This is a genomic window from Agromyces sp. NPDC055658 (assembly GCF_053618155.1).
Map to the genome: position 1 here is coordinate 24067 of NZ_JBSHHD010000004.1, position 26708 is coordinate 50774.

24 protein-coding genes are annotated in these 26708 nt (G+C 71.4%); 10 read left to right on the top strand and 14 right to left on the bottom strand.

The annotated features are described in order from the left end of the window. Nucleotides 1–158: 158 nt before the first annotated feature. On the top strand, nt 159–1649 hold the full coding sequence (locus ACWGPE_RS03185) for a CitMHS family transporter (protein ID WP_275506324.1): 1491 nt from the start codon (nt 159–161) through the stop codon (nt 1647–1649). Between the two features lie 33 nt (nt 1650–1682). On the opposite strand, the gene ACWGPE_RS03190 is transcribed toward ACWGPE_RS03185, so the two are convergent. The 7 genes from ACWGPE_RS03190 to ACWGPE_RS03220 all read right to left on the bottom strand — a co-directional run bounded on the left by ACWGPE_RS03190 (nt 1683) and on the right by ACWGPE_RS03220 (nt 9136). Further along, the gene (locus ACWGPE_RS03190) at nt 1683–2690 is read right to left on the bottom strand and encodes a CPBP family intramembrane glutamic endopeptidase (RefSeq protein WP_452048142.1); all 1008 of its coding nucleotides are present in this window, start codon (nt 2688–2690) and stop codon (nt 1683–1685) included. A 111-nt stretch (nt 2691–2801) separates the two neighbouring features. Further along, on the bottom strand, nt 2802–3887 hold the full coding sequence (locus ACWGPE_RS03195; RefSeq protein ID WP_231431984.1) for a C45 family autoproteolytic acyltransferase/hydolase: 1086 nt from the start codon (nt 3885–3887) through the stop codon (nt 2802–2804). Between the two features lie 56 nt (nt 3888–3943). After that, entirely contained in the window at nt 3944–4771 is an 828-nt protein-coding gene (locus ACWGPE_RS03200; RefSeq protein ID WP_452048143.1) for an ABC transporter ATP-binding protein, read from the bottom strand. Continuing rightward, the gene (locus ACWGPE_RS03205) at nt 4768–5598 is read right to left on the bottom strand and encodes an ABC transporter ATP-binding protein (protein ID WP_231431986.1); all 831 of its coding nucleotides are present in this window, start codon (nt 5596–5598) and stop codon (nt 4768–4770) included. Before ACWGPE_RS03205 ends, ACWGPE_RS03200 begins: the two co-directional genes overlap by 4 nt. Then, nucleotides 5598–6533, bottom strand: coding sequence for an ABC transporter permease (locus ACWGPE_RS03210; protein WP_376930977.1), 936 nt, complete (start codon nt 6531–6533; stop codon nt 5598–5600). The genes ACWGPE_RS03205 and ACWGPE_RS03210 overlap by 1 nt, the downstream gene beginning before the upstream one ends. Then, entirely contained in the window at nt 6530–7477 is a 948-nt protein-coding gene (locus ACWGPE_RS03215) for an ABC transporter permease (protein WP_231431988.1), read from the bottom strand. Before ACWGPE_RS03215 ends, ACWGPE_RS03210 begins: the two co-directional genes overlap by 4 nt. 27 nt (nt 7478–7504) lie before the next feature. Next, nucleotides 7505–9136 (bottom strand): ABC transporter substrate-binding protein, encoded by a 1632-nt coding sequence (locus tag ACWGPE_RS03220; RefSeq protein ID WP_452048144.1) that lies wholly within the window; start codon nt 9134–9136, stop codon nt 7505–7507. Nucleotides 9137–9309: 173 nt separating this feature from the next. On the opposite strand from ACWGPE_RS03220, the gene ACWGPE_RS03225 reads away from it, so the two are divergent. The 3 genes from ACWGPE_RS03225 to ACWGPE_RS03235 all read left to right on the top strand — a co-directional run bounded on the left by ACWGPE_RS03225 (nt 9310) and on the right by ACWGPE_RS03235 (nt 12474). Next, nucleotides 9310–10359, top strand: a complete 1050-nt coding sequence (locus ACWGPE_RS03225) for a LacI family DNA-binding transcriptional regulator (RefSeq protein ID WP_275506319.1) — start codon at nt 9310–9312, stop codon at nt 10357–10359. Nucleotides 10360–10463: 104 nt separating this feature from the next. Next, on the top strand, nt 10464–11753 hold the full coding sequence (ectB, locus tag ACWGPE_RS03230) for a diaminobutyrate--2-oxoglutarate transaminase (RefSeq protein ID WP_452048145.1): 1290 nt from the start codon (nt 10464–10466) through the stop codon (nt 11751–11753). A 46-nt stretch (nt 11754–11799) separates the two neighbouring features. Next, nucleotides 11800–12474, top strand: a complete 675-nt coding sequence (locus ACWGPE_RS03235) for a TetR/AcrR family transcriptional regulator (protein ID WP_231431992.1) — start codon at nt 11800–11802, stop codon at nt 12472–12474. 102 nt (nt 12475–12576) lie between these two features. On the opposite strand, the gene ACWGPE_RS03240 is transcribed toward ACWGPE_RS03235, so the two are convergent. Continuing rightward, nucleotides 12577–13950 (bottom strand): flavin monoamine oxidase family protein, encoded by a 1374-nt coding sequence (locus ACWGPE_RS03240; protein WP_231431993.1) that lies wholly within the window; start codon nt 13948–13950, stop codon nt 12577–12579. A 340-nt stretch (nt 13951–14290) separates the two neighbouring features. Between ACWGPE_RS03240 and ACWGPE_RS03245 the strand changes: the two genes are divergently transcribed. Then, nucleotides 14291–14854, top strand: coding sequence for an RNA polymerase sigma factor (locus ACWGPE_RS03245; protein WP_231431994.1), 564 nt, complete (start codon nt 14291–14293; stop codon nt 14852–14854). Nucleotides 14855–14873: 19 nt separating this feature from the next. Next, a complete protein-coding gene (locus ACWGPE_RS03250) occupies nt 14874–15704 on the top strand; it encodes a hypothetical protein (RefSeq protein WP_452048146.1) in 831 nt (276 codons plus the stop codon). 81 nt (nt 15705–15785) lie between these two features. On the opposite strand, the gene ACWGPE_RS03255 is transcribed toward ACWGPE_RS03250, so the two are convergent. The 4 genes from ACWGPE_RS03255 to ACWGPE_RS03270 all read right to left on the bottom strand — a co-directional run bounded on the left by ACWGPE_RS03255 (nt 15786) and on the right by ACWGPE_RS03270 (nt 21870). After that, the gene (locus ACWGPE_RS03255; protein ID WP_231431996.1) at nt 15786–16235 is read right to left on the bottom strand and encodes a recombinase family protein; all 450 of its coding nucleotides are present in this window, start codon (nt 16233–16235) and stop codon (nt 15786–15788) included. 102 nt (nt 16236–16337) lie between these two features. Continuing rightward, entirely contained in the window at nt 16338–20345 is a 4008-nt protein-coding gene (locus ACWGPE_RS03260; RefSeq protein ID WP_452048147.1) for a prealbumin-like fold domain-containing protein, read from the bottom strand. A gap of 123 nt (nt 20346–20468) precedes the next feature. Beyond that, nucleotides 20469–21269 carry an alpha/beta fold hydrolase gene (locus tag ACWGPE_RS03265; protein WP_452048148.1) on the bottom strand — a complete coding sequence of 267 codons (801 nt, stop codon included), beginning with the start codon at nt 21267–21269 and terminating at the stop codon, nt 20469–20471. Between the two features lie 46 nt (nt 21270–21315). After that, complete coding sequence (locus ACWGPE_RS03270) at nt 21316–21870, bottom strand: bifunctional nuclease family protein (RefSeq protein ID WP_231431999.1); 555 nt, start codon at nt 21868–21870, stop codon at nt 21316–21318. An 81-nt stretch (nt 21871–21951) separates the two neighbouring features. On the opposite strand from ACWGPE_RS03270, the gene ACWGPE_RS03275 reads away from it, so the two are divergent. The 3 genes from ACWGPE_RS03275 (at nt 21952) to ACWGPE_RS03285 (ending at nt 23820) form a co-directional block, all read left to right on the top strand. Further along, nucleotides 21952–22338: a DUF2255 family protein gene (locus ACWGPE_RS03275; protein WP_231432000.1), complete on the top strand. Its 387-nt coding sequence runs from the start codon at nt 21952–21954 to the stop codon at nt 22336–22338. Next, nucleotides 22338–23081, top strand: a complete 744-nt coding sequence (locus tag ACWGPE_RS03280; protein ID WP_231432001.1) for a formylglycine-generating enzyme family protein — start codon at nt 22338–22340, stop codon at nt 23079–23081. Before ACWGPE_RS03275 ends, ACWGPE_RS03280 begins: the two co-directional genes overlap by 1 nt. A 67-nt stretch (nt 23082–23148) precedes the next feature. Then, nucleotides 23149–23820: a YdeI/OmpD-associated family protein gene (locus tag ACWGPE_RS03285; RefSeq protein WP_452048149.1), complete on the top strand. Its 672-nt coding sequence runs from the start codon at nt 23149–23151 to the stop codon at nt 23818–23820. Nucleotides 23821–23904: 84 nt separating this feature from the next. On the opposite strand, the gene ACWGPE_RS03290 is transcribed toward ACWGPE_RS03285, so the two are convergent. Next, nucleotides 23905–25287, bottom strand: coding sequence for an MFS transporter (locus tag ACWGPE_RS03290; RefSeq protein ID WP_231432003.1), 1383 nt, complete (start codon nt 25285–25287; stop codon nt 23905–23907). Nucleotides 25288–25484: 197 nt separating this feature from the next. Between ACWGPE_RS03290 and ACWGPE_RS03295 the strand changes: the two genes are divergently transcribed. After that, nucleotides 25485–26165: an HAD family hydrolase gene (locus tag ACWGPE_RS03295; RefSeq protein WP_376930968.1), complete on the top strand. Its 681-nt coding sequence runs from the start codon at nt 25485–25487 to the stop codon at nt 26163–26165. Here the strand turns inward: ACWGPE_RS03295 and ACWGPE_RS03300 are convergent. Then, on the bottom strand, nt 26051–26692 hold the full coding sequence (locus tag ACWGPE_RS03300) for a hypothetical protein (RefSeq protein WP_231432005.1): 642 nt from the start codon (nt 26690–26692) through the stop codon (nt 26051–26053). The two genes, ACWGPE_RS03295 and ACWGPE_RS03300, sit on opposite strands and share 115 nt — an antisense overlap. Nucleotides 26693–26708 lie beyond the last annotated feature (16 nt).

The following is a 26708-nucleotide window of genomic DNA, read 5'->3' on the forward strand; positions in this document are numbered from 1 at the left end:
AGGCATCCGGCCCGGCACGTCGTGAGCAGAATGCGCAGAACCAACGCTACGCGCAGAACGCGGCGCAATGCGAGTTATCGGCCGGCCGGCCTCCGCAGTCCGTACGCTCCTCGAGACCCACCAGCCCCGTGCGGGCGCTCACTGACAAGGACGTCACCATGCTCGTGATCCTCGGATTCGCCATGATCCTCGTGTTCATGGCCCTCATCATGACCAAGCGGCTCACGCCGATGGTCGCCCTCATCGTGGTGCCCACGATCTTCGGCCTCTTCGCGGGCGCCGGGCTCGGCATCGGCGACATGGTGATGGAGGCGATCGGCGGCATGGCCCCGACCGCGGCCCTGCTCATGTTCGCCATCATGTACTTCGGCATCATGATCGACGTCGGGCTGTTCGATCCGCTCATCCGCTTCATCACGCGCATGCTCGGCAACGACCCGGCGAAGGTCGTGCTCGGCACGGCGCTTCTCGCGGGTGCCGTCTCGCTCGACGGCGACGGCTCCACGACCTTCATCATCACGACCTCGGCGATGCTGCCGATCTACCTGCGGCTCGGCATGAGCCCGGTCGTGCTCACGTGCGTCGCCGGCCTCATGAACGGCACGCTCAACATCGTGCCGTGGGGCGGCCCGACCGTGCGCGCCGCGACCGCGCTCAAGATCTCGCCGACCGACATCTTCGTGCCGATGCTGCCGTCGCTCGCCGTGGGCCTCGCGATCGCGCTCGCCTTCGCCTGGATGCTGGGCCTTGCCGAGCGCAAGCGCCTGGGCACGCTCGCCACCTCGAACGTCATGATCGATGAATGGGCGGATGCCGCGGCCGACGGCCGCACGAGCGCGGGTCGCTTCGGCATGAAGGTGCCTCGGCTCGTGCGCGGCGCGCAGGGCTCGGTCGGCGCGCGGGCGACCCTCGCCACGACGAACATCGTCACCGTGAGCGGGTCGGGCACGCCCGCGCCCGTCGCCGTCGCCGAGGACGAGCGCGACACGGCGATGGCCGACACGATGCTGCACCCCGACCGGCCCACGCTGCGGCCGAAGCTCATCTGGTTCAACCTCGCGCTCACCGTCGCGGTGATGGTGCTGCTCGTGCTCGACGTCATGCCGCTCGCGTTCGTCTTCATGATCGGGTCGGCGCTCGCGCTCATCCTGAACTTCCCGAAGCTCAAGGACCAGTCGGCCGAGATCGTCGCGCACGCGCCGAGCATCGTCGGCGTCGTGTCGATGGTGCTCGCCGCGGGCGTGCTCGTCGGCGTGCTCGACGGCACCGGCATGGTCACGGCGATGGCCGAGTGGGTCGTCGACATCGTGCCGCCGGCGCTCGGCCCGTACCTGGCGATCATCACGGGCGTGCTGTCGATCCCGATGACGTTCTTCATGTCGAACGACGCGTTCTACTACGGCATCCTGCCGATCCTCGCCGAGAGCGCCTCGACCTACGGCATCAGCGCCGCCGAGATGGCGCGCGCCTCGGTCATCGGCCAGCCCGTGCACCTGCAGAGCCCGCTCGTGCCGGCGATCCTGCTGCTCGTGTCGCTCGCGAGCGTCAACCTCGGCGATCACCACAAGAAGGTGCTGTGGCGGGCGACGCTCGTCTCGCTCGTGATGCTCGTCGTCGGCGTGCTCGTCGGGGCGATTCCCTTCGGCTGACGCCCGCGCTGCCGCCGCTCGGCCCGGTTCGGCTCAGCCGAGCCGGGCCGAGAGGCGCGAGCGGCGGAACTGGCCCGCCGCGACGAGCACGGCGACGACGCCGGCGAAGACCGCACAGGAGATGAGCCCGAGCGGCCCGGACAGCCAGGCGGGCGGCACTGGCGACCCGGCGGCCACGAGCAGCGCGCCGAGCCCGGCCGAGGCGTTGAACGCCCCGTGGCCGAACACGGCGGGCCACACCGAGCCCGTTCGCAGGCGCGTCCAGCCGAGCAGCACGCCGAACAGGGTGCACGAGAGCACCATGAGCAGCACGCCCGTGACGTCGGTGAGGCCGAAGTTGTAGCCGAGCAGGATGAGCGGGGTGTGCCAGAACCCCCAGAACGCGCCCGAGACGATGAGCGCCGGCCAGACGCCGAGCGGGCGCAGGGCGGGCAGCAGCCAGCCGCGCCAGCCTACCTCCTCACCGAACGCGAAGGGGGCGTTGACGACGGCGCCGACCGGGATCATCGCGAGCTGCAGGGCGACGACGAGCACCACCGGGGGCATGGAGGTGCCGGGCGGCAGCTCGCCGGCGAGCGCCTCGGCGAACCCCGAGAAGCCGACCGGGTCGAGCACCGCGAGCCCCGCGATCCACGTGATTCCCAAGCCGATCGCGACGATCAGGGGCATGGCGAAGACCATGACGACGCTCATCCCGATCGTGCGCCGCGCCGGACGCAACGGCCACATGCCGAGACCCCGCAGGATGTCGCGCGCCGGGCGCCGCCCGCGGGTCCGCCGGTCCACGACGAGCGCCGCGAGCGTCGCCACGGCCGGCGTCAGCATCATGGCGGTCGCGACCAGCGGCAGCAACGGGTCGGCCATGCCCTCGCCGCGCGCCCAGAGCGGCCAGGCCACGAGCCAGGCGAGCCCGCACGAGACGACGGCGAACACCGCGACCGAAGCCCAGTGCACGTGCCGGTCGGCATCGTCGACCCGCTCGGCGCCCTCGGCTTCCTCGGCACCGACCGCCTCCGCCATGATCCTCGGCTGTTCGCTCATCTTGGCCACGCTACCGAGTCGTGCGCAGCACCGGATCCGCCGCAGGACGGAGATCGCCGGCGCATGAGCGCCGCCCCGAGGCATCCGTGCGGCCGTCGGCCGGCCGGCCGGTCAGGCGACGAGCTGCCGCCAGGCCCCCGCCCGGGCGTCGATCGGCGTGCCGTTCGAGATGCGAGCCGTGCGCGCGGCCGGGTCGAGCTGCACGGTCGCGAGCGTCGCCCAGCGCTCGCCGAACGGCAGCGTCAGGTCGGGGCGGTGGCAGAGCAGCGGCTGGCCCGGATCGGAGTAGAGGAAGGCGAGCAGCTCCTCGTCGGTGCGCGGCTCGGGGTAGTCCGCGAAGCGGGCGGCGATCAGGCCGTAACGCTCGTCGGAGTCGGGCTGGTAGATCTCGGTCTTCTCCTGTGCCTGCGCCTCGCGACTCAGGAAGTGGTTCGTGCGCACGACCGTGCCGTCGACGGGCTCGACGACGAACACCCCGATCGGAGTGATGTCGGTCGTCACGACCGTGTCGGCGTCGAGCAGCGTGAACGAGCTCGACGCGCTGCGCGGCGCGTCGCGCACGAGCTCGACCGCCTCGTCGACCGAGGCCGCCTCCTCGAGCACCGTCGCCGACAGCACGTGCACGGGCACGCCGCCCGCACCGTCGGTGCGGTGTCCGAGGATGTTGAAGTGCAGGGCGAGCCCCGCGCTGTTGACGCCGATCTTGCCGAGCATGCCGTGCTCGGTGAGGCCCGCGACGTCGTACCGGCCGCCGCGCGTCTCGTGCGTGTGCCACTCGCCGTCGAGCTGGTGGTGCCAGTCCCAGGTCTGCAGTCCGAAGGTGCGCACCGAACCGTCGGCGAACCGCACCCGCCGGCCGATCGTCGAGCACTCGCCCGGCGCGGCGCCCACGCCCTGCGAGAGGATCTCGGTGCGCGCATTGAGCGCGTACACGTGCCACGGCTCGACCCCCGCTCCGGCGGCCAGCCCGTCCATCTCGGCGAGCCGGGCGGGCCGCCATCCGCCGACCGCGTCGGCGCAGCTCAGGGCGAGGTCGCGCACGACGGCCTCGTCGAGCTCGTACTTCGCGAAGAGCTCGAGATAGGTCCGCAGCCCTGCGGGCAGGGCGTCGCGGAGTTGCGCGCCCCGTTCACGACCGCGTTCGAGCGGATCGGCGCCGTTCGCGACGACGTGCAGGCGGTCGGTGATGCTGTGCAATGGATCGTTCCTTCAGCGGTTGCGGTGGAGATGGCGCGACGGGTTCCCGGCGCGGTTCAGAGCTGGTGGGCGAGCTGCTCGATGACGCCGCGCCGCGGCACCCAGCCGGGCTGGGGCGCGCACTCGAGCAGCAGTCTCGTGTACGGATGGGTCGGGCGGTCGAGGATCTCGCCGACCGTCCCACGTTCGACGATGCGGCCCCTGCGCATGACGATGACGTCGTCGGCGACGGCGCGCACGACGGAGAGGTCGTGCGTGATGAAGAGGTAGGTGAGCCCCTTCTCGCTGCGCAGCCGGGCGAGCAGGTCGAGCACCTGCGCCTGCACCGAGACGTCGAGCGCCGAGACCGCCTCGTCGAGCACGATGATCTCGGGCTCGGCGGCGAGCGCGCGGGCGATCGCGACCCGCTGCTTCTGGCCGCCCGAGAGCGCAGAGGGCTTCGCGTCGGCGTGCCGTTCGGTGAGGCCGACCTCGGCGAAGAGCTCGAGCAGCCGCGCCCGGCGCCCGGCGCGATCGAGGTCGGGCCGATGCACGCGCAGCATCTCGTCGATGGTCGCCGAGACCGGCAGCGACCGGTTGAGCGAGCCCTGCGGATCTTGGAAGACCATCTGCACGAGCTTCGACCGCGCGCGCAGGCGCGATCGCGACGTGGTCGGTCGCACCTCGTTCCCGTCGATGCGGACCGCGCCGGCCTCGGCCGTCTCGAGCCCGACGACCACGCGGGCGAGCGTCGACTTGCCCGACCCGGACTCGCCGACGACGGCGAGGCACGTGCCGCGGCGCACCGTGCACGAGACGTCGTCGAGCGCCGTGACGCTCGACCGGCGCCCGACATGGAAGGTGCGGCGGAGTCCCACCGCCTCCAGGATGAGGTCTTCGCTCATTCGTGCGCCTCCGTTCCGTTCGCGGGCACCGGCGCACGCCCCGCCGGGTGGAGCAGGGGTCGGGCGGCCATGAGCGCACGCGTGTACTCGGTCTTCGGCCGGTCGCGGATGTCGTCGGGCGTGCCGATCTCGAGGATCGCACCGTCCTTCATGACGGCCAGCCGATCGCACACCGCCGCCGCGAGGTCGAGGTCGTGCGTCACGAAGATCATCGAGAGCCCGTGCTGGCGGCGCTTCTCGTCGAGGATCGCCACGACCTCGGCCTGCGTCGTCACGTCGAGCGCCGTGGTGGGCTCGTCGGCCAGCAGCAGCTTCGGCTCGCCCGACATCGCCCCCGCGATCACGACGCGCTGCAGCATCCCGCCCGAGAGCTGGTGCGGGTAGGAGCCCAGCACCCGCTCGGTGTCGGTGATTCCCACCTGCCGCAGCAAGTCCGCTGCGCGGGCCTTCGCCGCCGCCTTGGGGATGCCGCGGGCATCGGCCATGCCCTCGACGAGGAACCGCTCGACGCGGAGCACGGGGTTGAGCGCGCCGTGCGGGTTCTGCGCGATGAGCGCGAGGTCGTTCGCCCGGATCCGCCGGAGCTGCTCGCCGCGCGCGGCGAGCAGGTCGGTTCCGTCGAGCTCGATCGATCCGCCGACGCGGGCGCCGCCCGGCTCGATGCCGAGGAGGCACTTCAGCGTCATCGACTTGCCCGAGCCCGACTCGCCGACGAGGCCGAGGGCCTCGCCCTGGCGGAGCGAGAACGAGTTGCCGCGCAGGATCTCGGTCTCCTCGCCCGTGTCGGGGTCGGCGACCGCGAGCGTCAGGTGCTCGACGTTCAGCATCAGCGCGTCCTTCCCGCCGCCCGGCGTCCGCCGAGCTGCTCTCCCACGTAACCGAGCGCGGCCACGGTGATCACGATCGCGAGGCCCGCGAAGACGCTCTGCTCCCAGTACCCCTGCAGCAGCGAGGCCTGGCCGTTCGAGACCATGAGGCCCCAGTCGGGCGTCGGCGGCTGCACGCCGAGCCCCAGGAACGAGAGCGCGGCGAGGTCGATCATCGCGTAGCCGAAGTTGATCGTCATGCCCGTGAAGATCTGGGTGCGCACGTTCGGCAGGATGTGGCGCCCCGTGATGACGAGTCCCGAGATGCCCTGCAGTTGCGCAGACGACACGTACGGCAGGTTGCGCTCGCGCAGCGCCACCGACCGGATGACGCGGGCCGAGTACGGCGTGAAGCCGATGGCGAGCGCGATCGAGGCGGTGAGCAGCGACGGCCCGAAGATCGCGACCGCGAGGATGGCGAGCAGCATGTTCGGGAACGCGAACAGCACGTCGAGGACGCGACCGATGAACGCGTCGACCCGGCCGCCGAACCACACCGCGGTCAGCGCGAGGAGCGAGGCCGAGACGGCGGCCACGAGCACGACGACCGTGGGGCCGATGAGGCTCGTGCGCGCTCCCCACACGATGCGCGAGAAGATGTCGCGACCCGACTGGTCGGTGCCGAACCAGTGCTCGAGGCTCGGCGGGAGGTGCCGGTCGACGATCGATCCGACGTACGGGTCGTACGGTGCGATGTACGGCGCGAAGACGGCCGTGAGCACGACGACGGCGAGGATGCCGGCGCAGACGAGCCCGAGGGTGCCGAGCCGCAGGCGCAGCCGCCGCCAGCCCGTGACCGGGCCGTCGAGTCGTTGCCGGCGGATCGCCTGCACCGCGACGGTGTCCTGGCCGACGGTGTTCGCCGGCGGCTCCGTGGTGGTCTGCCGACTCGTCATGCCGACACCTCCCTGGCGAGTCGTACCCGCGGATCGATGACGGCATAGAGCAGGTCGACGATGAGGTTGATGAGGCCGAACGCGAGCACCATGATGAGTGCGATCGCCTGCACGACGGCGAAGTCCTTCTTCTGCACGGAGTTGACGAGCAGCGATCCGATGCCGTCGAGCGTGAACGCGTACTCGATCACGAATGCACTCGCGAGCAGGCCCGCGATGTTCGTGCCGATGACCGTGGTCACGGGCAGCATCGAGTTGCGGATCGTGTGCCGACCGAGCACGATGCGCTTCGGCACGCCGCGCGCGACCGCCATCACGACGTGCTCGGAGCCCTGCTCCTCACGCACCGCCGTGCGGGTGATCCGGGCGACGACCGCGATCGCCGGGAACGCGAGGGCGATCGCCGGCAGCGTCAGGTGCCAGACGCGGTCGGCGAACCCCTCCCCCGATCCCGACACCGGGAACCAGCCGAGGTTCGCACCGAACAGCGCCATCAGCACGAGCGCGGCGAAGAAGGTCGGCACGGCGAACCCGAGGTTCGAGCCGAACACGACGACCTTCTCGAAGGCACCCGAGCGCGTGGCCGCGAGGATGCCCAGCCCGACGCCGAGGAGCACGATCAGGATCGCCGCGTATGCCGCGAGGAAGAGCGTGGTGGGCAGGCGCGACTCGATGAGGGTCGAGACATCCTGCTGCGTCAGCAGGGACCGGCCGAAGTCGCCGTGGAGCACGTCGATGAGCCAGTTCCAGTAGCGCACGAGGAAGGGATCATCCAGCCCGTACTGCGCCCGGATCGCGTCGAGCACCTCGGGGCTGACCGTGCGCCCCTGCACGAGGAACTGCTCGGGACTTCCCGGAGCGAGGTACATCCCGCTGAACACGATGAAGCTGGAGACGAGCAGCACCAGCGCCAGTGCGACGAGGCGTTTCAGCACGTAGAGCATGGACGATCCCTTCCCGCGCGCACCCGGCTACTCGGCCGAGCCGAGGTCGGCGGCCCAGGGGTAGTACAGGTAGATGAAGGAGGCGGGAACCCCGGTCACCGACTGGTCGAGGTAGAGCCGGACCGCGAGGTCGTTGATCGGCACCCAGGGCTGCTGCTGCATGACGAGCGCCTCCGCGTCGACCGTGAGCTCTGCCCGCTTGGCGGGGTCGCTCTCCGCGTAGGCGGCGTCGATCGCCGCGTCGATCTCGGGGTCGGAGAAGCCCGCGTAGTTCTGCTGGCTGCCCGTGTAGGCGACGTTGTCGAGGTGCGCGAGCGGCGACGGGCTCGAGAGGTAGTTCGTGGTGACGAAGCCGTCGTAGCCCTTGCGCGCCTCGGGGTCGGAGAAGAACGCTCCGAACTGGGCGCTCGGCACGCCGGTCGGCTCGAGGGTGAGGCCGAGCTCCTTGGCACCGTTCGCCATCTCGTTGAGGATGTCGGCGTAGAACGAGCGCTCGCTCGGATAGGCGATCTTGATCGGCTGCGAGAGGTCGACGGTCGCGGCCTCGAGCTCCTGCTTCGCGGCGTCCAGGTCGTAGCTCAGGTCGGGCAGCTCGGCGTCGCGCTGCTCGGCGACGTCGGGGTAGTGGTTCCACGGTCCCTGCGGCACGATCGAGCGCGACGGCGTGCCCGTGCCCTCGTAGACGGTGTCGGCGATGGCCTGGCGGTCGGTCGCCCGGGTGAGGGCGCGCCGCACTGCAGGGTCGCCGAAGGTGCCGTTGCCGGTCGAGATGATCGCCATGATCTGCATGCCCTCGCCGTACGAGAGTGCGCCCGTGCTGCTCGTCGAGAGCTGTCCGAGTGCCGGCAGCGGAACGTCGTAGGAGCCCTGGATCTCACCGGTCGAGAGCCCCGTCGCGATGGCGGTGGGGTCGACGACGAAGCCGATCTCGACCTCCTTCGCCTTGGCGCGCTTCTCGGCGTTCCAATAGTCGTCGTAGCGGTCGAGCGAGATCGACTGGCCCTGCTTCCATTCGCCCATCTGGAACGGCCCGGTGCACATGACGCCGGCCTCGGGGTTGCCGTAGTCCTCTCCCGCGGCCTCGCGCTGCTGCTGCTGCACGACCGCGCCGAGGTTCGTGGCCAGTTCCTCGTCGAGGATGGTGTTCGGCTCCGAAAGGGTGAGCGTGACCTCCCACTCGCCGGTCTTCTCGATGCCCGTGACATCGGCGAAGCTCGATGCGAGGTAGCTGCCCTCGGAGGGGTCGAGGTGGCGGTTCAGGCTGAACACCACGTCATCGGCGGTCATCGGCGTGCCGTCCCAGAAGGTGACGTCGTCACGGATCTGGAAGACGTAGGTCTGTGCGTCGTCGGAGACCTCGAAGCTCGAGGCGAGGTTCGGCTCGACCGAGAAGTCCGGCTGCATCTGGAACAGGGACTCGCAGAGGTTGGAGAGGATCGTGTTCTCCGGGTAGTTGAACGCCTTGACCGGGTCGAGCGTCGCGAGTTCGCCGTAGGTCGAGTTCCACGTGACCTTGTCGACCTCGCCGGTCGCGGCCGGCGTGAGCTGCAGGAGCTCGCCCTCGTCGAGCGTCGAGCCGGAATCGCCGCCTCGATCCGCCGTGCATCCCGCGAGCCCCAGGCTCGCGACCGCGAGGAGCGCGATCGATGCTCTTGTCATTGCGGTTTTCACTGTGTCCTCCTGAGCTTCTCCGTCGAATCTCACGCCGTCGAGTGCGATGAGCTACGGCGAAGCTACTAGAAGAATCGATTCTTGTAAATCGATTCCGTAAATCGATTCTCTTGTGAGGATCCCTGCTGCGATCAGCGCAGTCCGCTTGCTACGCTGGCCGGGTGTCCATCGATGCGGCGAGACCGACGATCAACGACGTCGCCGAGCGCGCCGGCGTCTCGCGAACGACGGTCTCGAACGCGCTGAACGGCAAGGGCACGATCGGCGCCGAGACCATCGAGCGGGTCAAGCGCGTCGCAGACGAACTCGGCTACGAGCCCAACGCCATGGCCCGCGGACTCCGGCAGTCGAAGCTCGGGGTCATCTCGCTGCTGATCCGGCCGCTCGAGTCGCTCGACACCGCGATGCCCGAGGGGGTCGACTACTTCCTGCGGTTCGCCGGCTCCGCCGCCCTGGCCGCGATGGACCACGGGTACTCGCTCATGCTCATCTCCGACCCGACGAAGCCCGGCGCGCCGCCCTCGTCGCTCGCCGCCGACGGCTGCCTCGTCGAAGCGCCGATCCGCAACGATCCCGCGCTCACCCTGCTCGACCGCAAGCGCATCCCGTTCGTCGCGGTCGGCGTCGACCCCGCGCGCCCCGACGCCTTCCCTGCGATCGCGCAGCAGACCGAGCGCGACACGCGGCTCGCCCTCGACCACCTCCTCGACGCCGGGGCGCGACGGGTCGCGCTCGTGACCGGCACCGACGAGAACTCGTGGAACGCGCACGCACGGCGCGGCTACGAGCAGTGGGCCGCCGAGCACGGCATCGAGCCGATGATTCGCGCACGCGACGAGACGAGCGGAGTCGACGGCGGTCGCACGGTCGCGCATGAACTCCTCACGGGCGACGCCCCGCCCGACGGCGTGTACTGCCTGACCGGTCGTCACGCGGCGGGATTCGTCGCAGGGGCCCGCGAACTCGGCGTCGGCGTCCCCGACGACCTGCTCGTCGTCGCCGGCTCGGACGCGGTCATGAACCGCACCTCGACCCCCACCATCACCGCGCTCGACCTCCGCCCCGTCGAGACCGCGCGGCTCGCCGTCGACGCGTTGATCCGCCTGCTCGACGGAGAGCCCGTCGACTGGTCGAGCCTCGATCCGGCCAGTGAGCTCGTCGTCCGCGACTCGACGTCGCGGCGCAACGGCGACGCCGCCGTGACGGCCTGATCCCCGGGCAGACCCCCCGGGCGGCCGCTCGCAGCCGACTCACCGTTCGAGGCCGTAGGCTCGATGCACCGCAAAACCCTGATCTGCAGAGGAGTCCGCCTGCCATGAGCGACGCCGCGAACCTTGACGTCTTCAACCGCCGCGAGTCCGAGGTGCGCGGCTACGTGCGCTCGTTCCCGACGGTGTTCGACCGGGCGACCGGTTCGACCCTCGTCGACGCCGACGGCCGCGAGTACCTCGACTTCTTCGCCGGGGCCGGCGTCTTGAACTACGGGCACAACAACCCGGCGTTCACCCGCGCGATCATCGAGTACCTCGAGCGCGACGGCATCATCCACGGGCTCGACATGGCGACCTCGGCCAAGCGCGCGTTCATCGAGGCGTTCGAGCGCCTCATCCTCGAGCCGCGCGGGCTCGACCACAAGCTGCAGTTCACGGGTCCGACCGGTGCGAACGCCGTCGAGGCCGCACTCAAGGTCGCCCGCCAGGCGACCGGCCGCCCGACCGTCGTCGCGTTCACGAACGCGTTCCACGGCCTGAGCATGGGCGCCCTCGCGGCCACCGGCAACAGCCACTACCGCGAGGCTGCTGGCGTCACCCTCGACGACGTCGTGCGCCTGCCCTACGACGGCTACCTCGGCGAGAACGTCGACACCCTCGACCTCTTCGAGAAGATGCTCGACGACCCGGGATCGGGCCTCGACCTGCCTGCGGCGGTCATCGTCGAGGCGGTGCAGGGCGAGGGCGGCATCAACGTCGCGAGCGTGCCGTGGCTGCAGCGCCTGCGCGCGATCACCGCCGAGCGCGGCATCCTGCTCATCCTCGACGAGATCCAGGCGGGGGTCGGCCGCACCGGTGCCTTCTTCGCCTTCGAGGCCGCGGGCATCGTGCCCGACCTCGTGACGGTGTCGAAGTCGATCTCGGGCTCCGGCCTGCCGATGTCGCTCGTGCTGCTGCGCCCCGAGGTCGACGTGTGGAAGCCGGGCGCCCACACGGGCACCTTCCGCGGCAACAACCTCGCGTTCGTCTCCGCCCGTGTCGCCCTCGAGGCGTACTGGGCCGACACGGCGTTCGTCGACGAGGTCGCCCGCAAGTCGGCGCTCCTCGCCGGCGAGCTCGAGCTGATCGCCGCCGAGAACCCGTCGCTCGGACTCACCGTGCGCGGGCGCGGCCTCATGTACGGCCTCGTCTCCGACGGCGACCGCGGCCTCGCGGGGCGCACCTCGAAGGAGGCCTTCACGCGCGGGCTCGTCATCGAGACCTCTGGCGCGTTCGACGAGGTGCTGAAGTTCCTGCCGGCGCTCACGATCACCGACGACGAGCTGCTGCGCGGCCTCGCGATCGTGCGCGAGAGCCTCGCCGCGGTGACGGCGACCGCGGTCGCGGCGAGCTGACCGGCCGGCTCGAGCGGCCCCTCGGCCCGCGGGAACACCCCGACTCATGACCGACGACGCGGCACGGCCGCCCCGCCGCGGGGCCGGCCGGCCGCGCGTCGCGGTGCTGAACCGCGAGCGCATCACCGACGAGGCGCTGCGCCTCGTCGACCGCAAGGGCGCCGGCGCACTCACGATCCAAGCGCTCGCCGACCGTCTGGGCGTCGTCCCGAGCGCCATCTACAACCACGCCGCATCGCGAGCCGTCATCCTCGGGTGGATCCAGGAGCGCCTCGTGCGCGAGGTGGATGTCTCGGGCTTCGGCCCGCTTCCCTGGCGAGCGGCGACCGAACGCTGGGCGTGGAGCTACCTTCGCGTGCTGCGCGCGCACCGGGAGTGCGTCGCGATCTACGCGCACCTGCCGATCCGCGACACCCCCGAGGCGACGCAGATGTACCAGCGCGTCATCGTCGGGTTCCAGGCTGCCGGTTTCCCGCCGCCCGAGGTGTTCGCGTCGATCTCGGCGATCGAGCAGCTCGTGTTCGGCGGCGCCATCGACTCGCTCGGCCCCGAGGACGTCTACGCCCCCGAGGCGCCCGGGATCGTCGCCCAGGCGTACGCACTGCACCGCCGGCGACTCGTCGAGGAGCGCGTGCTGGTCGCCGACCGCGCGTTCGAGCTCGCACTCGGACTGCTGCTCGACGGGCTCACGGCGCGATACCGCATCGCGCCCGCACGCTGACGGCGATGCAGCACACTGCGCGCCCGCGCCCGCGCCGGCGCGCGGGCGCGGATGCATCGCGCGAGTTCGGCACGCGGCCGAGCCATCCGCGCCGTCGCCGCCCTACCCCGCGGCCAAGATGCGCTTCGCCGTGTCGGCGCCGATGCGGATCGCGCCGTCGACGTGCAGGTAGCCGACGCCCTGGATGTCGCTCGACGCGAAGAAGATCGGGCCGACCGGCTCGTTCTGCAGGTGACCCCAGCGGCTGAGCCCGCCCAGGTCGTAGCTGCACGCATAGGCGCCGCGCGTCCACTCCTCGTCACCCCAGTCCGACATCGCGACCGCGACCGGGTTCCGCGCCTCGTCGCCGAAGTACGCGGCGAACGAGTCGAGCACCGCGGCCCTGCGCTCGGCCTCGGGCATCGCCCAGAGCCGCTCGGCCTCGACATCGACGACGAACCCGACGAGCATGCCCTGCGACGAGTCGTGCGTCGAGTTGTCGTAGACCTCGCAGACGAACTCATCGCGCCCGAAGCCCGTACCCGCGAGGCCCCGCTCGCGCCAGAACGGCGTGTCGTACGCGGCCTGCACCTTGACGACGAGGCCCATCGACTGGTGCTGCTGCGCGACCATGCGCTCGCGCGGCAGGTGCGGCTCGTAGCGGATGAGCGAGTACAGGTTCGGGGGCACGGCGACGACCGCGAAGCGCGCGCTGACCCGCAGCTCGTCGCTCTCGGCGACGACGGATGCCGCGCGGCCCGGCCCCTCGTCGGTCCAGTCGAGCCTCCGCACGGGCGACGACAGGAACACGACGTCGTCGCCGAGCTCGTCGGCGAGCTGGGTCGACACCGACTGCATGCCGCCCACGACGCGCCGGTCGAGCAGCAGGCCGTCGTCGACGAGCTCGTGCAGCGAGCCCGCCGACGCGGCCATGAGCATCGCCTGCAGCACCGAGAAGGTGTGCGCCGGCTTCGTCAGCATGCCGCCGGCGATGAAGTGGTCGAACGAGCGGATCGCCTCCTCGTCGTCGCTGAGGGTGCGCAGCCACGCGCTGAAGCTGATCGCGTCGAGCTCGGCGGCGCGCGGGTGCTCCCACGGCGCGGCGGGGTCGAGCTCGGCGGCGAGCGCATCGAGCGCGGCGATGAGGGTGTTCATCGCCGCGACCGTCTCGGACGCGGTCGGGAAGTCGTCGCCCTCGAACTCGGTGCGGCGCCCGTCGGGCGCGAGGTAGACCGAGCGGCCCTCGCGGTAGCGCGGATGGCTCTCCTTGCCGAGCTCGCCGAGCAAGGACTCGAGGGCGTCCTGGCCGGCCGAGATCCACTGGCCTCCGAGCTCGAACCACTCGCCGTCGACCGTGTCCGACCAGGTGCGGCCGCCGACGCGGTCGCGGGCCTCGAGCAGCGCGACCGATGCGCCTCCCTCGACCAGTCGGCGGGCGGTCACCAGACCGCTGACGCCGCCGCCGATCACGACGACGTCCCGGGTGATCTCTCTCACGTTCATGCTCCTCATCGAGTCCTCGAACCGCTCGGTCGTCGAGCCGTCGACGGCGGCATCGATGCGGCCGTCGCGAGGGAGCCTACGAGCATGGGGCGCCCGCGGGTGAGCCGCCGGCGCGGCGGATTCATTTACGCACGCCCCCGCACGCCGCCCGGGCGGGGCGCGAGGATGCGGCCGTTCATTTTCGCGCCCCCGTGCGAGGGTCGGGACGTCCATCCCGAGGCCGTCGCGGGGCGGGTCGGAATCTGGCAGGGTGAACGCTCGAAACCGAGAAGTTCGAGGCCCGCGTGTGACCTTCGAGTGTTTCCGCGACATTCCTGCAGTGAGGAGGTACTCCGTGGAGGACGATGAACCCGGGGACGCCGAACTGCTCCGCAGCATCGGCGCCGGCGACCAGCGAGCCCTGTCGAAGGCGTTCGACCGGCATTCGAACACGGTCGCCCGCTATGCGTGGGCGCTCGCGCCGAGCCGCATGGATGTCGAGGAGATCGTCCAGGACACGTTCCTGGCACTGTGGCGACGAGGCCCGGAGATCGCGCTGCTCGATCGGTCGCTGCTGCCCTGGTTGCTCGTGACCTGCCGCAACATCGCCGCGAACGCAGCCCGCAAGCGTGCACGCGCCGCCACCGACGCGTTGCCCGACGAATGGATGCCGGCGCACTTGTCGATCGTCAGGGCGGACCAGGCGCGCGAGTCCGCCCGCGAGGAGTTGCGATGGGTGCTCGACGCGATCGAGCGGCTCGAGCCGGTCGACCGCCGCGTCTGCGAACTGTGTCTCCTCGACGGCCTGCCGTACGCGCAGGCCGCCACCGAGCTCGGCCTCAGCGTCGGCGCGGTCAAGCAGCGGGTCTCCCGCAGTCGGATTCGCTTGAGGAAGGCGGTGACCGTCGATGAGAACTGAACCACCGAACGGTGACGAGATGGCTCGCCTGCTGGCGTCCGCCAAGGGCGGACTCATGGCCGAGGCCCGACGAACGCCCCGACGGCGTCCCCGCACCGAACTGCTCGTCGGCAGCCTCGTTGCGGCGGTGCTGCTCATCGTGCTCGTGACGGGCGGCGCGCTCGTGGCCTTCACCGGAGGCCCGGCGCCGTTCGCGGGCCCGGGGCCCACCCCGGCGACCTCCGCACCGCCGACCGACGCGACTCCCGCACCCGACGAGTCCGGGCCGACGTCGACCGAGTCGGCCACCGAGCCGGCGGATCGGCTCGCCGCCGTGACGACGATCGTCGTGCGCGCCGAAGGCCTCGACTTCGAAGACGCCGCCGGCGAGGTCGTGACCTCGACGTCGTACGACGACGACACCGGCCTGATCGTCGGGACGCTCACCGCGGTGCTCGGCGAGGTGCCGACCGTCGAGGAGGAGGGCGCGGAAGAGTACCTCGCCTATGTCTGGCCGGGCATCCGCGTCAGCGACGATCTCGGCGAAGGACCGGGTCGCATGCCGACGAACGTCGCGGTGAAGTTCACCCTTCCGGTCGTCGGTGACGGCGTCGCCGTGACCACGCAGCGCGGGGTCGCGCCCGGCGACGACCTCGCCGCCTCCCTCGCCGACGAACCGATCTACCCGGGGTACCCCGAGACCATCGGCATCGTCGCGCTCGAGACGGGACCCGAGCTCGGGCCGCCGTCATCTGAAGGGGTGCCGAACGCGTACGCGGTCGTGGCGTCCGACTCCGTGGAGGAGGACGGCATCCCCTCGGTGGTGAGCGCTCCCGTCAATCTCGGGATCGCCCAGCAGTTCGGTTTCTGAGCGGCGATCTTCGGGCACCGATGCGGGCCGTGCGCACGACGCTCGTGCCCGCATCGCGGCCGCGCGGATGCCCGGTGCCGATCAGTCGAGCCCGGTGCTCGCGAGGTGCCGCGCCCCGTGGCTCAGCACCTTGACGACGACCCCGCGCCGACGAAGCTCGGCGAGCGTGCGCAACTCTTCTTCGACGTCGCGGCCGAGCGCGTGCACGTTCGCGACGACGAGCACGTCGCCGCCGTGCAGGGTGCCGAAGAACCGGGCGAGTCGTTGCTCCCACGACTCGCCGACGTTCTCGGGCGCCGGGTAGCGGAAGTCGAGGATCGCGACCCCGAACGCGAGCAGGTCTTCGCGCTGCTCGAGGATGGGGGGCATGTCGGCCCTGGCCACGACCAGGCCCACCAGACGCGACCCCTCGGGCCGCGCCATCCACCAGTCGCCGTCGCGTCGCAACTCGACAAAGCACTCGGGGCACTCGGTGGCGGCGTGGGCGTGCGTCGCCGACGACCCGCCCACCGTGGGGTGCTCGTCAGTCATCCGGTCGCCTCGCTCCTACCCGTTCCGTCCGGCATTCATCGTACGCGCTCGCGCCGACACCGGGGGTGGGGCCGGTACGGGGCCGGATGCCCCGGCGTGCGCTCAGCGCGGACCCGACGCGGCGCGCCGATCGCGAGACCGGCCGAGCGCGTACGCGCCGGCGCCGGCCAGCAGCAGCGCGATCGCGGCGAGCATCGGCTGCAGCGCCTCGAAACCCGAGGCGGGCAGTGCCCCGGCGTGCGGCGGCTCGGGGGCGGGCGGCGCGGGCGGCTCGGGGGGTTCGGGCGGCTCGGGCGGCAGCACCTGCGAGTTCGCGAACGTGCACACGACCGTCTCGCCGAGCCCGAGCGCGATCACTGCGTTCGCGCCGTCGATCGTCGGCTCCGACGCCCCGCCGGTGCACGTGACCCCGTCGAGCGCCCACCCGGCGGTCTCGAGCTCGGTCACCCGATAGTCGCCGGGCGCGAGCGGCGCGGTGGTGAACGGCTCCGAGGCATCCGACAGAGCGAAGCCCGCTTCGTCGCCGCCGTCCGGCCCCCATTCGAAGCCGAACTCCTGCGACGAGCCGGGCGGTGTCGTCGACTTGTCGACGACGATGACGCCCCATTCGGTGTTCGTGAACGTGCAGGTGACGGTCTCGCCGGGGTCGAGCCCGATCGAGCCGACGAGGTCTGCCGTCGTCGACGGGGTGCCGTCGGCGGCGCCGTCGACGCAGGCGAGCCCGGTCGTCTCGTAGCCGTCGCGCGAGAGCTCCTCGACGGTGTAGCTGCCGGGAACGACCCCGTCGAACGCTGCCGCCCCCGTGCCGTCGCTCGTCGTGATCGTGAACTCGGACGGTGACCGCCAGTCGCCGGTGAAGCCGAACTCGCCGTCGGCCCCGTCGACGGCCTTCACCACGACGATGCGGCCGTAGGCGGAGTTCACCGCACTGCAGGCGCCCACGTCGCCGGGGTTCACCGAGAAGTCGCTGAGATCGTCGAGCACGAACGGGGGGCCGCCGTCGCCCGGCGTGATCGTGCAGGTGAGCGCGCCCTCGATCCAGTCGGGGCGGTCGACCTCGACGAACGAATAGCGCACGCCCGGGATGATCTGCGGCAGCTCGACCTCCGCGCCGCCGCCCGCGGTCGTGACGCCCACGGTGATCGGGTCGATCGCGTGGTCGAGGTCGGTGAGCACGAACTCGAACTCGCCGTCGCCGCCGAGCGAGGTCTTGGTGAGCGCGCCCGTGCCGGCCGTCGCCCGGTTCGTCATCGTGCACTCGAGGTCCAGACCGACGGGCGCCGTGAACTGCAGCCCGGGCGCCTCGAGGTCCTCGTCCGCGAGCCCTGTGCAGGCGACGTCGCTCGACCAGCCCGACGCACCCGACTCGGTGATCGAGTAGCTGCGGCCGGGCATCAGCGCACCCCAGGTCACGATCTCGCCCGACTGCCCGACACCGCTGACGACCTTCGGGCTCGACTCGCCCGTCGGCACCGGATCGATGCCGAGGTCGAACGACCACGCGAAGTCGTCGCCGATGCCCGCGGCCACCTTCGCGACGCTGATCGAGGATGCCTCGGCGGCGTTCTCGACCGTGCACTCGACGGCCTGTCCCGGCGTCGGTGAGAACTGCAGTCCCGCCGTCGCGGGATCGAGGTCCTCGAGGCCGCAGACGGGTGCACCGCGGGACCACCCCGCCTGGGCGGCGCCCGATTCGCGCAGAGTGTACGTCGCACCCGGCACGAGCTCGTCCCATTGCACGGTCGGCGCTGCCTCGGTCGCGGTCCGACCGATGGTGGTGCCGTCGGGTCCGACGAGGTCGAACGCGAACGACCACGCGAGATCCGCATCGGCGCCCGCGACCGTCTTCGTCAGGGTGAGCGAGGCCGTGTCGGCACGGTTGGTGAAGAAGCAGACCGCCGCGTCGGTGTCGGCGAGGTCGACGACGACGCCGCGGCCGTCCGCGCTCGGCTGCCATTCGGCGCCGTTGCAGTCGAGTCCTTCGAGCGTCCAGCCGTCGACGTCCGCAGGCTCCGTGACGGTGTACGACCCGGGCTCGAGCGACCCGAACGACCGGAGCGCGACGTTCGGCGGAGTCGAGTCGCCGTTGAGCTGGAATCCCGTCGGCGCCGCGTCGGGCGGCGTGAACACGAAGTCGAACAGCTGGTCGTACTCGACCGGCACGGTGCGCTTGATGACGGCGATCGAGCCCGCAAGGCTGTTCGTGAAGAAGCAGCGCACGGTCTCGCCCGGCAGCACGGTGAAGTCGATGCTGCGCGCAGCGGTGTCGCCCGTGTGATCGGTGCCGCCGTAGGTGCACGAGAGGTCGGCGAGCCGGGTCGGCGGATCGGCCGCGTCCGAGTCCTCGCTGAGCGTGTACTCGCCGGGCGGCACGCCCGTGAACGTCTCCTCGTAGAGTGTCCCGTCGCCGTTCGGCACCTCGATGTCGAAGGCCTCGCCACCGGGCAGGTCGCTGGCGAACGAGAACGTCCGCCCGTCGACCCCGTGCGCCTCCTTCGACACGATGACCGTGCCGAGCTGCGTGTTCGTGAACGTGCACGTGATGTTCTCGCCCGCCGCCGGCGTCACGGTCGCCGAGCGACCGTCGACCTCGGCGCCGCCGCTGTCGCACGCGATGTCGGGCGCGAGCCAGCCGTCTGCCGCCGCCTCGGTGATGGTCACGTCCTCGCCGACGGGCACGGCGAACGAGCGGCGATCGCCGTCGCCGAGCGTGACGTCGTCCTGGCCGGTCACCTCGAACCCGAAGGCACCGGCCGCCCCGTCGGGCAGCGTCTGCTTCTCGACCGTGACGACGGCCGCGGCATTCGTGATGACGCAGTCGGTCGTGTTCTCGGGTGAGACGAGGAACGCGTCGGACGGGTCGTCGATGACGAACTCCTGCGGCGGACCGCCGCCGAGCGGGATCGCCGTGCAGACGATCGACTGGAGCGACCACGGCGGTGGGATCGACGTCTCGGTGAGGTGGTACTGCGAGCTCACGAGCACGTCCTCGTACGTCTTCGTCTCGCCGGCCGCGAGCGTGTCGACGATCGAGTCGACGGGCGGCGGCCCCGGGATCACCGGTCCGCCCTCGCGGGTGATGGTGAACCCGAAGTCGTCGGTCGGCTCCACGTCGTCGGGCACGGTCGCCTTCGTGACCGTGAGCGCGCCGCAGTTCGAGAGGCTCATGGCGTCGGGTGCGTGGTCGGCGAAGTCCTGGATGTTCGCCTGGGCGGAGTTGCCCGTGCGGGTGAACATCTCCGACACCTCGAAGGTGCGGCACTCGGTCGGGGCGAAGATGCCGGAGGTGTTGAGGTCGATCGCGAACTCGCCGAACGTGTCGAGCGGCTGGTTCGTGAGCGGCGGCCCCTCCTGCCGGATGCCCGTCGCCCAGGTGAAGTCGGCCGTGCCGGGCTGTGCCACCCACGTGCCGGCGCCGAGTGGGTTCGCACAGGCGTCTCCCGCGGTCGGCGCCCAGCGCAGCACTCGCGCCGTGGTGCCCGACGACTCGTAGTCGAACTCGATCAGCACGTCGTTGCAGCGCCCGTTGCCGGGCCCTTCGAGGTGCTGGAAGATGCTGACCTCGCCGTTGCCGACGTAGCGGGTCCAGTACCCGTAGAGGATGGTGTGGCGGGTGCCCGCCGCATCGGTGACCACCTCGAGCCCGTACGCCGTCGAGCAGAGATCGCCCTTCTCGTTCGGCTTCGCCGTGCCCGGCAGCCACGGGTTGGTGTTCGGGCTCTGGCTCGGCGGGGCGCCGGTCGGCTCGGCGCCCGCGGCGCAGGCAGCGGCCAGCGAGCTGTTGTCCCAGTCGAACGCACCCTCGATGATGCCGGTCGACGCCAGGCCCTGGGTCGTCGTGTACGGGCCGGTCGGGGTGAACGTGAAGCTGCTGTCGGGCTGCACGCCGGTGATGAAGTCGCCCCAGTTGAAGGTGTTCGGCGGAGTGCCGGGGTCGACGGTGCCGTCGACGATCATGCCCGTCGCGAGGCCCGACGGCTGGAGGGTCGCGGCCGTCGCCGAGGTGGCCGCCCCGAACGGGGCGAACAGCGCGGCGATCAGCGCGCCGACGGCAACGGCCGCCCGCGCTCGCCCACCGCCGGATCGCCGCCGCGAGCGACTCGCCGCCACGTTCGACCTGCCCGTTCCCCCCGGACTGCGCACGCACTCACCGTATCGAAGTCGACCCTGCGACGGCACCCCTCCGACGATCGCGCGGCGCGGGGATCGGATCGGCGCCGCTCCCGGCCGCGATCAGCCGACCGCGAGGAACTCCGCCGCCGCCTGCCGGAACACCCGCGATCCGGGCGTGTTGAAGTGGTGCCGCCGCGGCACTTCGACGAAGGTGCCGTTCGGCGTCGCCGCCGCCAGGCTGCGCGACTGCTCGACGATGGCGTCCTCCGTGCCGGTCGCGAAGAGCACCGGCTGGCGCGGCGGGTCGGCCGGGTCGGGGTCGGCGTCGCCGAGTCGCATGCCCTCGGCGAGCGCGATGAGCGCGCGCAGGTCGTTGCCGGGCACGCGCTCGGCGAGGGTCACGTAGTTGCGGGTGACCTGGTCGTCGACGGGCGCGCCCTCGTCGACGTAGGCGCGCGCCTGGTCGATCTGCAGGCGGGCGAGCGGCCGCCCGTCGGGGATGCCGCCGAGCACCGCGCGTGACACGTGCTCGGGCGCCTGCACCGCGAGCTGCCAGCCCACGCGCCCGCCGAGCGAGTACCCGAGAAAGCGCACCCCCTCGACCAGCAGGTACGTGTCGAGCACGGTCACGAGGTCGTCGACGAACGCCGACATGCGGTAGGCGGATGCCTCGTGCGGCGTGCCGCTCGCACCGTGGCCGCGCTGATCGACGCCGATCACCCTGAAGCCGGCCGCCGTGAGGTCGCGCACCATGCCGGTGTCGACCCAGTTGTCCTTGCAGCTCGAGGCGAACCCGTGCACGCACAGCACGGTCGGCGCGTCGTCGTCGCCCCAGGTGTAGGTCGCGATGCGGGTGCCGTCGGCGGCCATCACGTACTGCGGCTTCGGCATCACGGTTCGCGCCGGCAACGAGGCATCCATGCCTGCCATTCTGCCGCGCCGTCGCGCGCATCGCGCGGCGCGGCGCTCAGCCCTCGAAGTCCTCGGGGTCGACGTCGTCGAGGAACCGCTTGAACTCCTCGAGCTTCGACTCGTCGATCGGCATGGCGGCTCCGCCCGAGGCATCCCCGTGGTGCGACGACCCGGAGGGCTCGGACGCCGCCTCGCCGGCGAGCTCCGCCGGGATTCCGGCGTCCTCGAGCACCTGCTCGGCGATCCAGATCGACGCCTCGGACCGCACGGCGAGCGCGATCGCGTCGGACGGCCTGGCATCGACGATGCGCGGCCCCTGCCGGGTGACGAGCGTGAGCTCGGCGTAGAACGTGCCCTCGTCGAGCTTCGTCACCTCGACCCGCTCGAGGCGGGCGCCCAGGGTGCCGAGCAGCGTCGTCATGAGGTCGTGCGTGAGCGGGCGCGGGGTCGACTCGCTGCTGAGTGCGATGAGGATCGAGTTCGCCTCGTTCCGGCCGATCCAGATGGGCACGACGACCGGCCCGTCCGGGTCGTCGGCGAGCGGGCGCAGCAGCACGAGATGCTGCCCCGACTGGTCGAGCGCGATGCCGAGCACCCGCACCTGGATCATGCCGTCCTCCGTCCCGCGACCTCCTTCGAGCGTAGGCTCGTTCACCTGCCGGCACATCATCCGAGACCGAAGGAGCCGCCGATGACCGACTGGACCGCCGACGAGCTCGACCGCGTCGGCGCCGCCGAAGAGCTGCAGCTCGCGTCTCGGCGCGCCGACGGGTCGCTGCGCCCGTACGTCACCATGTGGGTCGCCCGCGTCGGCGACGACCTCTTCGTGCGCTCGGCGTACGGCCCCGAGGCCGGCTGGTACCGCCGCGCCGTCGCGAGCGGCACGGGCCGTGTCAGGGCCGGCGGTGTCGAACGCGACGTGAGCTTCGCGGGCGCCTCGGCCGAGGTGCAGCGCGACCTCGACGCTGCGTACCGCGCCAAGTACGCCCACCATGCCGAGCGCATCGTCGCCACGGTGGTGGGCGAGCGCCGCTACGACGTCACGATCCGGCTCGTCCCCGAGGCCGACGCCGGCTGATGCCCGATCTCGAGATGGTGCGCCTGCCCGCGGGCATGGTGGGCCTCCACGACGCGCGCCGGAAGGTGCGGTGGACGGTCGAGCTCGAATCGTTCGAGATCGGCCGCTTCGCCGTCACCCAGGAGCAGCTCGCCGAGGCGATCGGCGAGACCGCGAGCCATCCGCTTCGCCCGGCGGCCGATGTGAGCTGGCTGCGGGCGATCCGCTTCTGCAACGCCGCTTCCGAGTGGGAGGGGCTCGACCCGGCGTACGCGTTCGACGGGCTCGACGTCCACTGGGACGCGACGAGCGACGGCTATCGCCTGCCGACCGAGGCCGAGTGGGAGTACGCGTGCCGTGCCGGGTCGACGGGGCCCCACTACGGCCCGCTCGCCGAGGTCGCGTGGACGGCGGCCGACGGCGTCTCCGCGCCGCAGCGGGTCGGGCTCAAGCTGCCGAACCTCAACGGGCTGTTCGACACGCTCGGCAACACGTGGGAGTGGTGCTGGGACCTGCTCGACCCGGCGCGCTACGACGACTACCGCGTGTTCCGCGGCGGCGGCTTCGCCGACGACGCGTGGAGCGTGCGCGCGTCGACCCGGCGCGGCGGTGCGCCCGGCATGCACCACGAGGACGTCGGCTTCCGCGTCGCTCGGGGTGGCTTCGACGAAGCGGATGCCGCGCAGGGGTGGTCGCTCGCGGCCGACCTCGAGCGGGCGACGATCGACGAGCCGCTGCCGCCGGGGTGGACGCCTCGGCGCTGAACGGCGCCGCGCCGCGTCGGCTCGGCGCGGCGCCGCACGTGTCGGCGGCGCATGGCAGACTCGCGGCATGGCGCAGCAGATCGGCACCCCGGGCGGCACGCCCGAACGCCCCGCAGTGTTCTTCTCCGGGCCCGACGAGTTCCGTGCGTGGCTCGAGGCGAACCACGACACCGAGACCGAGCTGTGGATGGGCCTCTACAAGAAGCACGTCGCCGATCGCCCGCTGACGTGGGAGCAGGCGGTGCCGGTCGCCCTCTGCTACGGCTGGATCGACTCGGTCGCCCAGCGCATCGACGACGATGCGACGCGCCAGCGCTGGTCGCCGCGAAAGCCCTCCAGCATCTGGTCGAAGGTCAACATCGCACTCGTCGAAGAGCTCACCGCGCAGGGCCTCATGACCGAAGCCGGCCTCGCCGCATACGCCCGCCGGCGCGAAGATCGCACGGGCGTGTACTCGCACGAGAACCCCGACCAAGAGCTGCCGCCCGAGTGGGCCGCCCGAGTCGAGGCGAACCCCGCGGCATCCGCCTTCCTCGAGGCGGCGACGCCGACGTACCGCCGGCAGGTGACGCACTGGGTGCTGCAGGCGAAGCAGCAGGCGACCCGCGAACGCCGGCTCGCCCAGCTCATCGACGACAGCGCGGCGGGCGAGCTCGTGCCGTTCCAGCGCTACGGCGAGACGCCGAAGTGGGTCCTGCGCGCCGCCGAGGCGGCGCCCGCGGCCGGCGGGTCGAGCTGACGTGACGAAGGGGTGGATGCCTGGGCCCAGGCATCCGCCCCTTCGTCGCTCGGTCGTCGCGGCACGATGAGCCGCTCGCCGGCGTCAGGCCCGCGCGAGTCCGTAGATCGGGCTCTTCTCCTGCTCGGCCTCGTGGTCGGGGCCGAGCGGAATGCCCGAGCGGTCGCGCAGCAGCAGGGTCGCCACGAGGCCGATCAGCGTCATGCCCGCCAGGTACCACGTGACGGCGTCGGTGGAACCGGTCGTCTGCACGAGCCACTGGGCGATGGTCGGGGCGAACGCGCCGCCGAGGATGGCACCGATCGCGTACGAGATCGAGACGCCTGAGAAGCGGATCGAGGCCGGGAACAGCTCGGAGTACAGCGCCGCCTGGGGCCCGTACGTGAAACCGAGGCCGATCGTGAGGGTCACGAGCCCGAGCGTCAGCAGTGCGAGGTTCGCGGTGTTCACGAGCGGGAACAGCAGGAAGACGCCGACGAGCTGCAGGATCCAGCCGATGATGTACGTCGTGCGACGGCCGATGCGGTCGCTGAGCCAGCCCGCCACCCAGGTGAAGACGAGCCACGAGACGGCCGAGACCGTCACGGCGCCGAGCACGTCGGCGGTGGCGAGCCCGATCGGGCCCTTCTCGTCGGTCGCGTAGCGCTGGATGTACCCGCCCGTCGTCATGTAGCCGACGGCGTTGTTGCCGGCGAAGACGAGCGCGGCGATGAGCACGAGCAGCGCGTGCCTGCGGAAGAGCTGCACGATCGGCATGCGCGTCTGCTCCTTGCGCTCGGCGATCTCGGTGAAGACCGGGCTCTCCTCGACCTTTCGACGCACGTAGTAGCCGATGAGGATGAGCACGACGCTCAACAGGAACGGCACGCGCCAGCCCCACGCGAGGAAGGCGTCGCCGGGGGCGATGACCGCCATGAGCGCCATGGTTCCCGAGGCGAGCAGGAGCCCGAGCGGCACGCCGATCTGCGGCGAGGCCCCGAACATGCCGCGTTTCTGCTTCGGCGCGTGCTCGACGGCCATGAGCACCGCGCCGCCCCACTCGCCGCCCGCCGAGATGCCCTGCAGGATGCGCAGGAGGATCAGCAGGATCGGGGCCGCGATGCCGATCGCCTCGTAGGTCGGCAGCACGCCGACGAGCGTCGTCGCCGCACCCATCAGGATGAGGGTCAGCATCAGCACGAGCCGGCGGCCGTACTTGTCGCCGAGGTGACCGGCCAGGAACGCGCCGAGGGGGCGGAACAGGAAGCTGATTCCGACGGTGATGAACGCCAGGATCTGCGCGAACTGCTCGCCGGCCGGAGCGAAGAACAGCTGTGCGAAGACCGTGCCGGCCGCTGTCGCGTAGATGAAGAAGTCGTACCACTCGACGGTCGTGCCGACGACCGTCGCGAAGACGACCCGTCTTCGGTCGCCCACCGCTGAGATCGTGCCGGTGGGGGTGAATCCGGGCTGGTCGGGTGCGCTCATCGTGCGACTCCTTCGTCTGGTGAGGGGCCCGGTGACGCGCGCGGCGCCCCACCGAGGAGGCCGCCGTGAAGGGTCGACGACGACCTGCGCTCGATCATATACGATTTCAGATCTGATTGGGAGATCCACGTGCAGGCCAATATCCGTCCACTCGCAGCAGGCACGGGCAGCGCCCGGCAGCCCCGTATCCTTGCCGAGTGACGACGACGGCTTCCCGGTTCTCAGCGGTGCTCTTCGACTGCGACGGCGTGCTCGTCGACTCGGAGCGGATCACGCTTCGGGTACTGCGCGAGATGCTGGGCGAACTCGGCTGGCGGGCGACCGAGGCCGACGTCGTGCGACACTTCCTCGGGCGCTCGCTGCGTGACGAGTGGCGCGTCATCCTCGAGCACACCGGCTTCCGCATCGACGACGCCTGGGTGCTCGGGTTCCGGGCCCGGCGCGACGCCGCCCTCGCGGCGGAGGTCGCACCGATCCCGCGGGTCGCCGACGCCCTGTCGGCGATCGCGGGCCTCGTCGGCGAGCGCATGGCGTGCGTCTCGGGGGCCGACCGCGGCAAGGTCGAGCTGCAGCTCGACACGACCGGGCTGCGCCCGTTCTTCGGCGAGCGCATCTTCAGCGGCATGGAGCAGGCGCGCACGAAGCCCGCGCCCGACGTCTACCTCGCCGCCGCCCGCTCGCTCGAGGTCGACCCGACCACGGCGCTCGTCATCGAGGACTCCGTCGCCGGCGTCGCCGCGGGCGTCGCCGCAGGCGCGACGGTCTACGGCTTCGCCCCGCTCGGGCCGACGCGCACCGACCCCGCGGCCCTGTCGGCCGCCGGCGCCGGGCTCGTGTTCACCGACATGGGAGAGCTCGCGGCGCTCGTCGCCGCCTGAATCAGCTCGAGCCGGCGAGTGAGCCGCAGCACGATCAGGAGCGGCACGATGCCGATCACGCCGAACGAGATGTCGATCAGCTGCCAGCCGAGCGGGATGCCTCGGATCGAGCCCGCGATCAGCGCGAGCGGCACGACGCCGAGGCAGGCGAGCATCCCCCACTGGGTGACCCAGACGTTGCGCACCGGATCGCGGTAGGGACCGATGAATGCCGCCGCGATGACGAGGTGCGCGAACGCGAGCCAGTCGGTGCCGTACGCGAGGAAGGGGTGCGCACGGTAGCTCTCGCGCAACGCCTCGTCGACGCGCTGCACCCACTCGACGACGCCCGGCGCCCAGTCCGCGGCACCGAGGCGTTGCAGCACCTCGGCACCGAACGCGAGCTCGACGTCGAGCGGGAAGGCGGTGACCCCGCTCACCACGAGCCCCGCGATCATGACGACCAGCCAGATCCGGATCCACCGCAGGAGGTGCCGCGATCCGGTCGGCGGAGCGAGGCGGCCATCGGTGAGGGCGGGCTGTTCCATGGGCGCGAGCCTAGTG

What these genes read in the sequence shown, in the direction of transcription:
- ACWGPE_RS03285 (WP_452048149.1), top strand. Translation starts at nt 23,149, where the DNA reads ATGGCGCAGCAGATCGGCACCCCGGGCGGCACGCCCGAACGCCCCGCA.
- ACWGPE_RS03235 (WP_231431992.1), top strand. Translation starts at nt 11,800, where the DNA reads ATGACCGACGACGCGGCACGGCCGCCCCGCCGCGGGGCCGGCCGGCCG.
- ectB (WP_452048145.1), top strand. Translation starts at nt 10,464, where the DNA reads ATGAGCGACGCCGCGAACCTTGACGTCTTCAACCGCCGCGAGTCCGAG.
- ACWGPE_RS03185 (WP_275506324.1), top strand. Translation starts at nt 159, where the DNA reads ATGCTCGTGATCCTCGGATTCGCCATGATCCTCGTGTTCATGGCCCTC.
- ACWGPE_RS03250 (WP_452048146.1), top strand. Translation starts at nt 14,874, where the DNA reads ATGGCTCGCCTGCTGGCGTCCGCCAAGGGCGGACTCATGGCCGAGGCC.
- ACWGPE_RS03190 (WP_452048142.1), bottom strand. Translation starts at nt 2,690, where the DNA reads ATGAGCGAACAGCCGAGGATCATGGCGGAGGCGGTCGGTGCCGAGGAA.
- ACWGPE_RS03215 (WP_231431988.1), bottom strand. Translation starts at nt 7,477, where the DNA reads ATGCTCTACGTGCTGAAACGCCTCGTCGCACTGGCGCTGGTGCTGCTC.
- ACWGPE_RS03290 (WP_231432003.1), bottom strand. Translation starts at nt 25,287, where the DNA reads ATGAGCGCACCCGACCAGCCCGGATTCACCCCCACCGGCACGATCTCA.
- ACWGPE_RS03275 (WP_231432000.1), top strand. Translation starts at nt 21,952, where the DNA reads ATGACCGACTGGACCGCCGACGAGCTCGACCGCGTCGGCGCCGCCGAA.
- ACWGPE_RS03220 (WP_452048144.1), bottom strand. Translation starts at nt 9,136, where the DNA reads ATGACAAGAGCATCGATCGCGCTCCTCGCGGTCGCGAGCCTGGGGCTC.
- ACWGPE_RS03265 (WP_452048148.1), bottom strand. Translation starts at nt 21,269, where the DNA reads ATGGATGCCTCGTTGCCGGCGCGAACCGTGATGCCGAAGCCGCAGTAC.
- ACWGPE_RS03200 (WP_452048143.1), bottom strand. Translation starts at nt 4,771, where the DNA reads ATGAGCGAAGACCTCATCCTGGAGGCGGTGGGACTCCGCCGCACCTTC.
- ACWGPE_RS03205 (WP_231431986.1), bottom strand. Translation starts at nt 5,598, where the DNA reads ATGCTGAACGTCGAGCACCTGACGCTCGCGGTCGCCGACCCCGACACG.
- ACWGPE_RS03280 (WP_231432001.1), top strand. Translation starts at nt 22,338, where the DNA reads ATGCCCGATCTCGAGATGGTGCGCCTGCCCGCGGGCATGGTGGGCCTC.
- ACWGPE_RS03300 (WP_231432005.1), bottom strand. Translation starts at nt 26,692, where the DNA reads ATGGAACAGCCCGCCCTCACCGATGGCCGCCTCGCTCCGCCGACCGGA.
- ACWGPE_RS03210 (WP_376930977.1), bottom strand. Translation starts at nt 6,533, where the DNA reads ATGACGAGTCGGCAGACCACCACGGAGCCGCCGGCGAACACCGTCGGC.
- ACWGPE_RS03270 (WP_231431999.1), bottom strand. Translation starts at nt 21,870, where the DNA reads ATGATCCAGGTGCGGGTGCTCGGCATCGCGCTCGACCAGTCGGGGCAG.
- ACWGPE_RS03255 (WP_231431996.1), bottom strand. Translation starts at nt 16,235, where the DNA reads ATGACTGACGAGCACCCCACGGTGGGCGGGTCGTCGGCGACGCACGCC.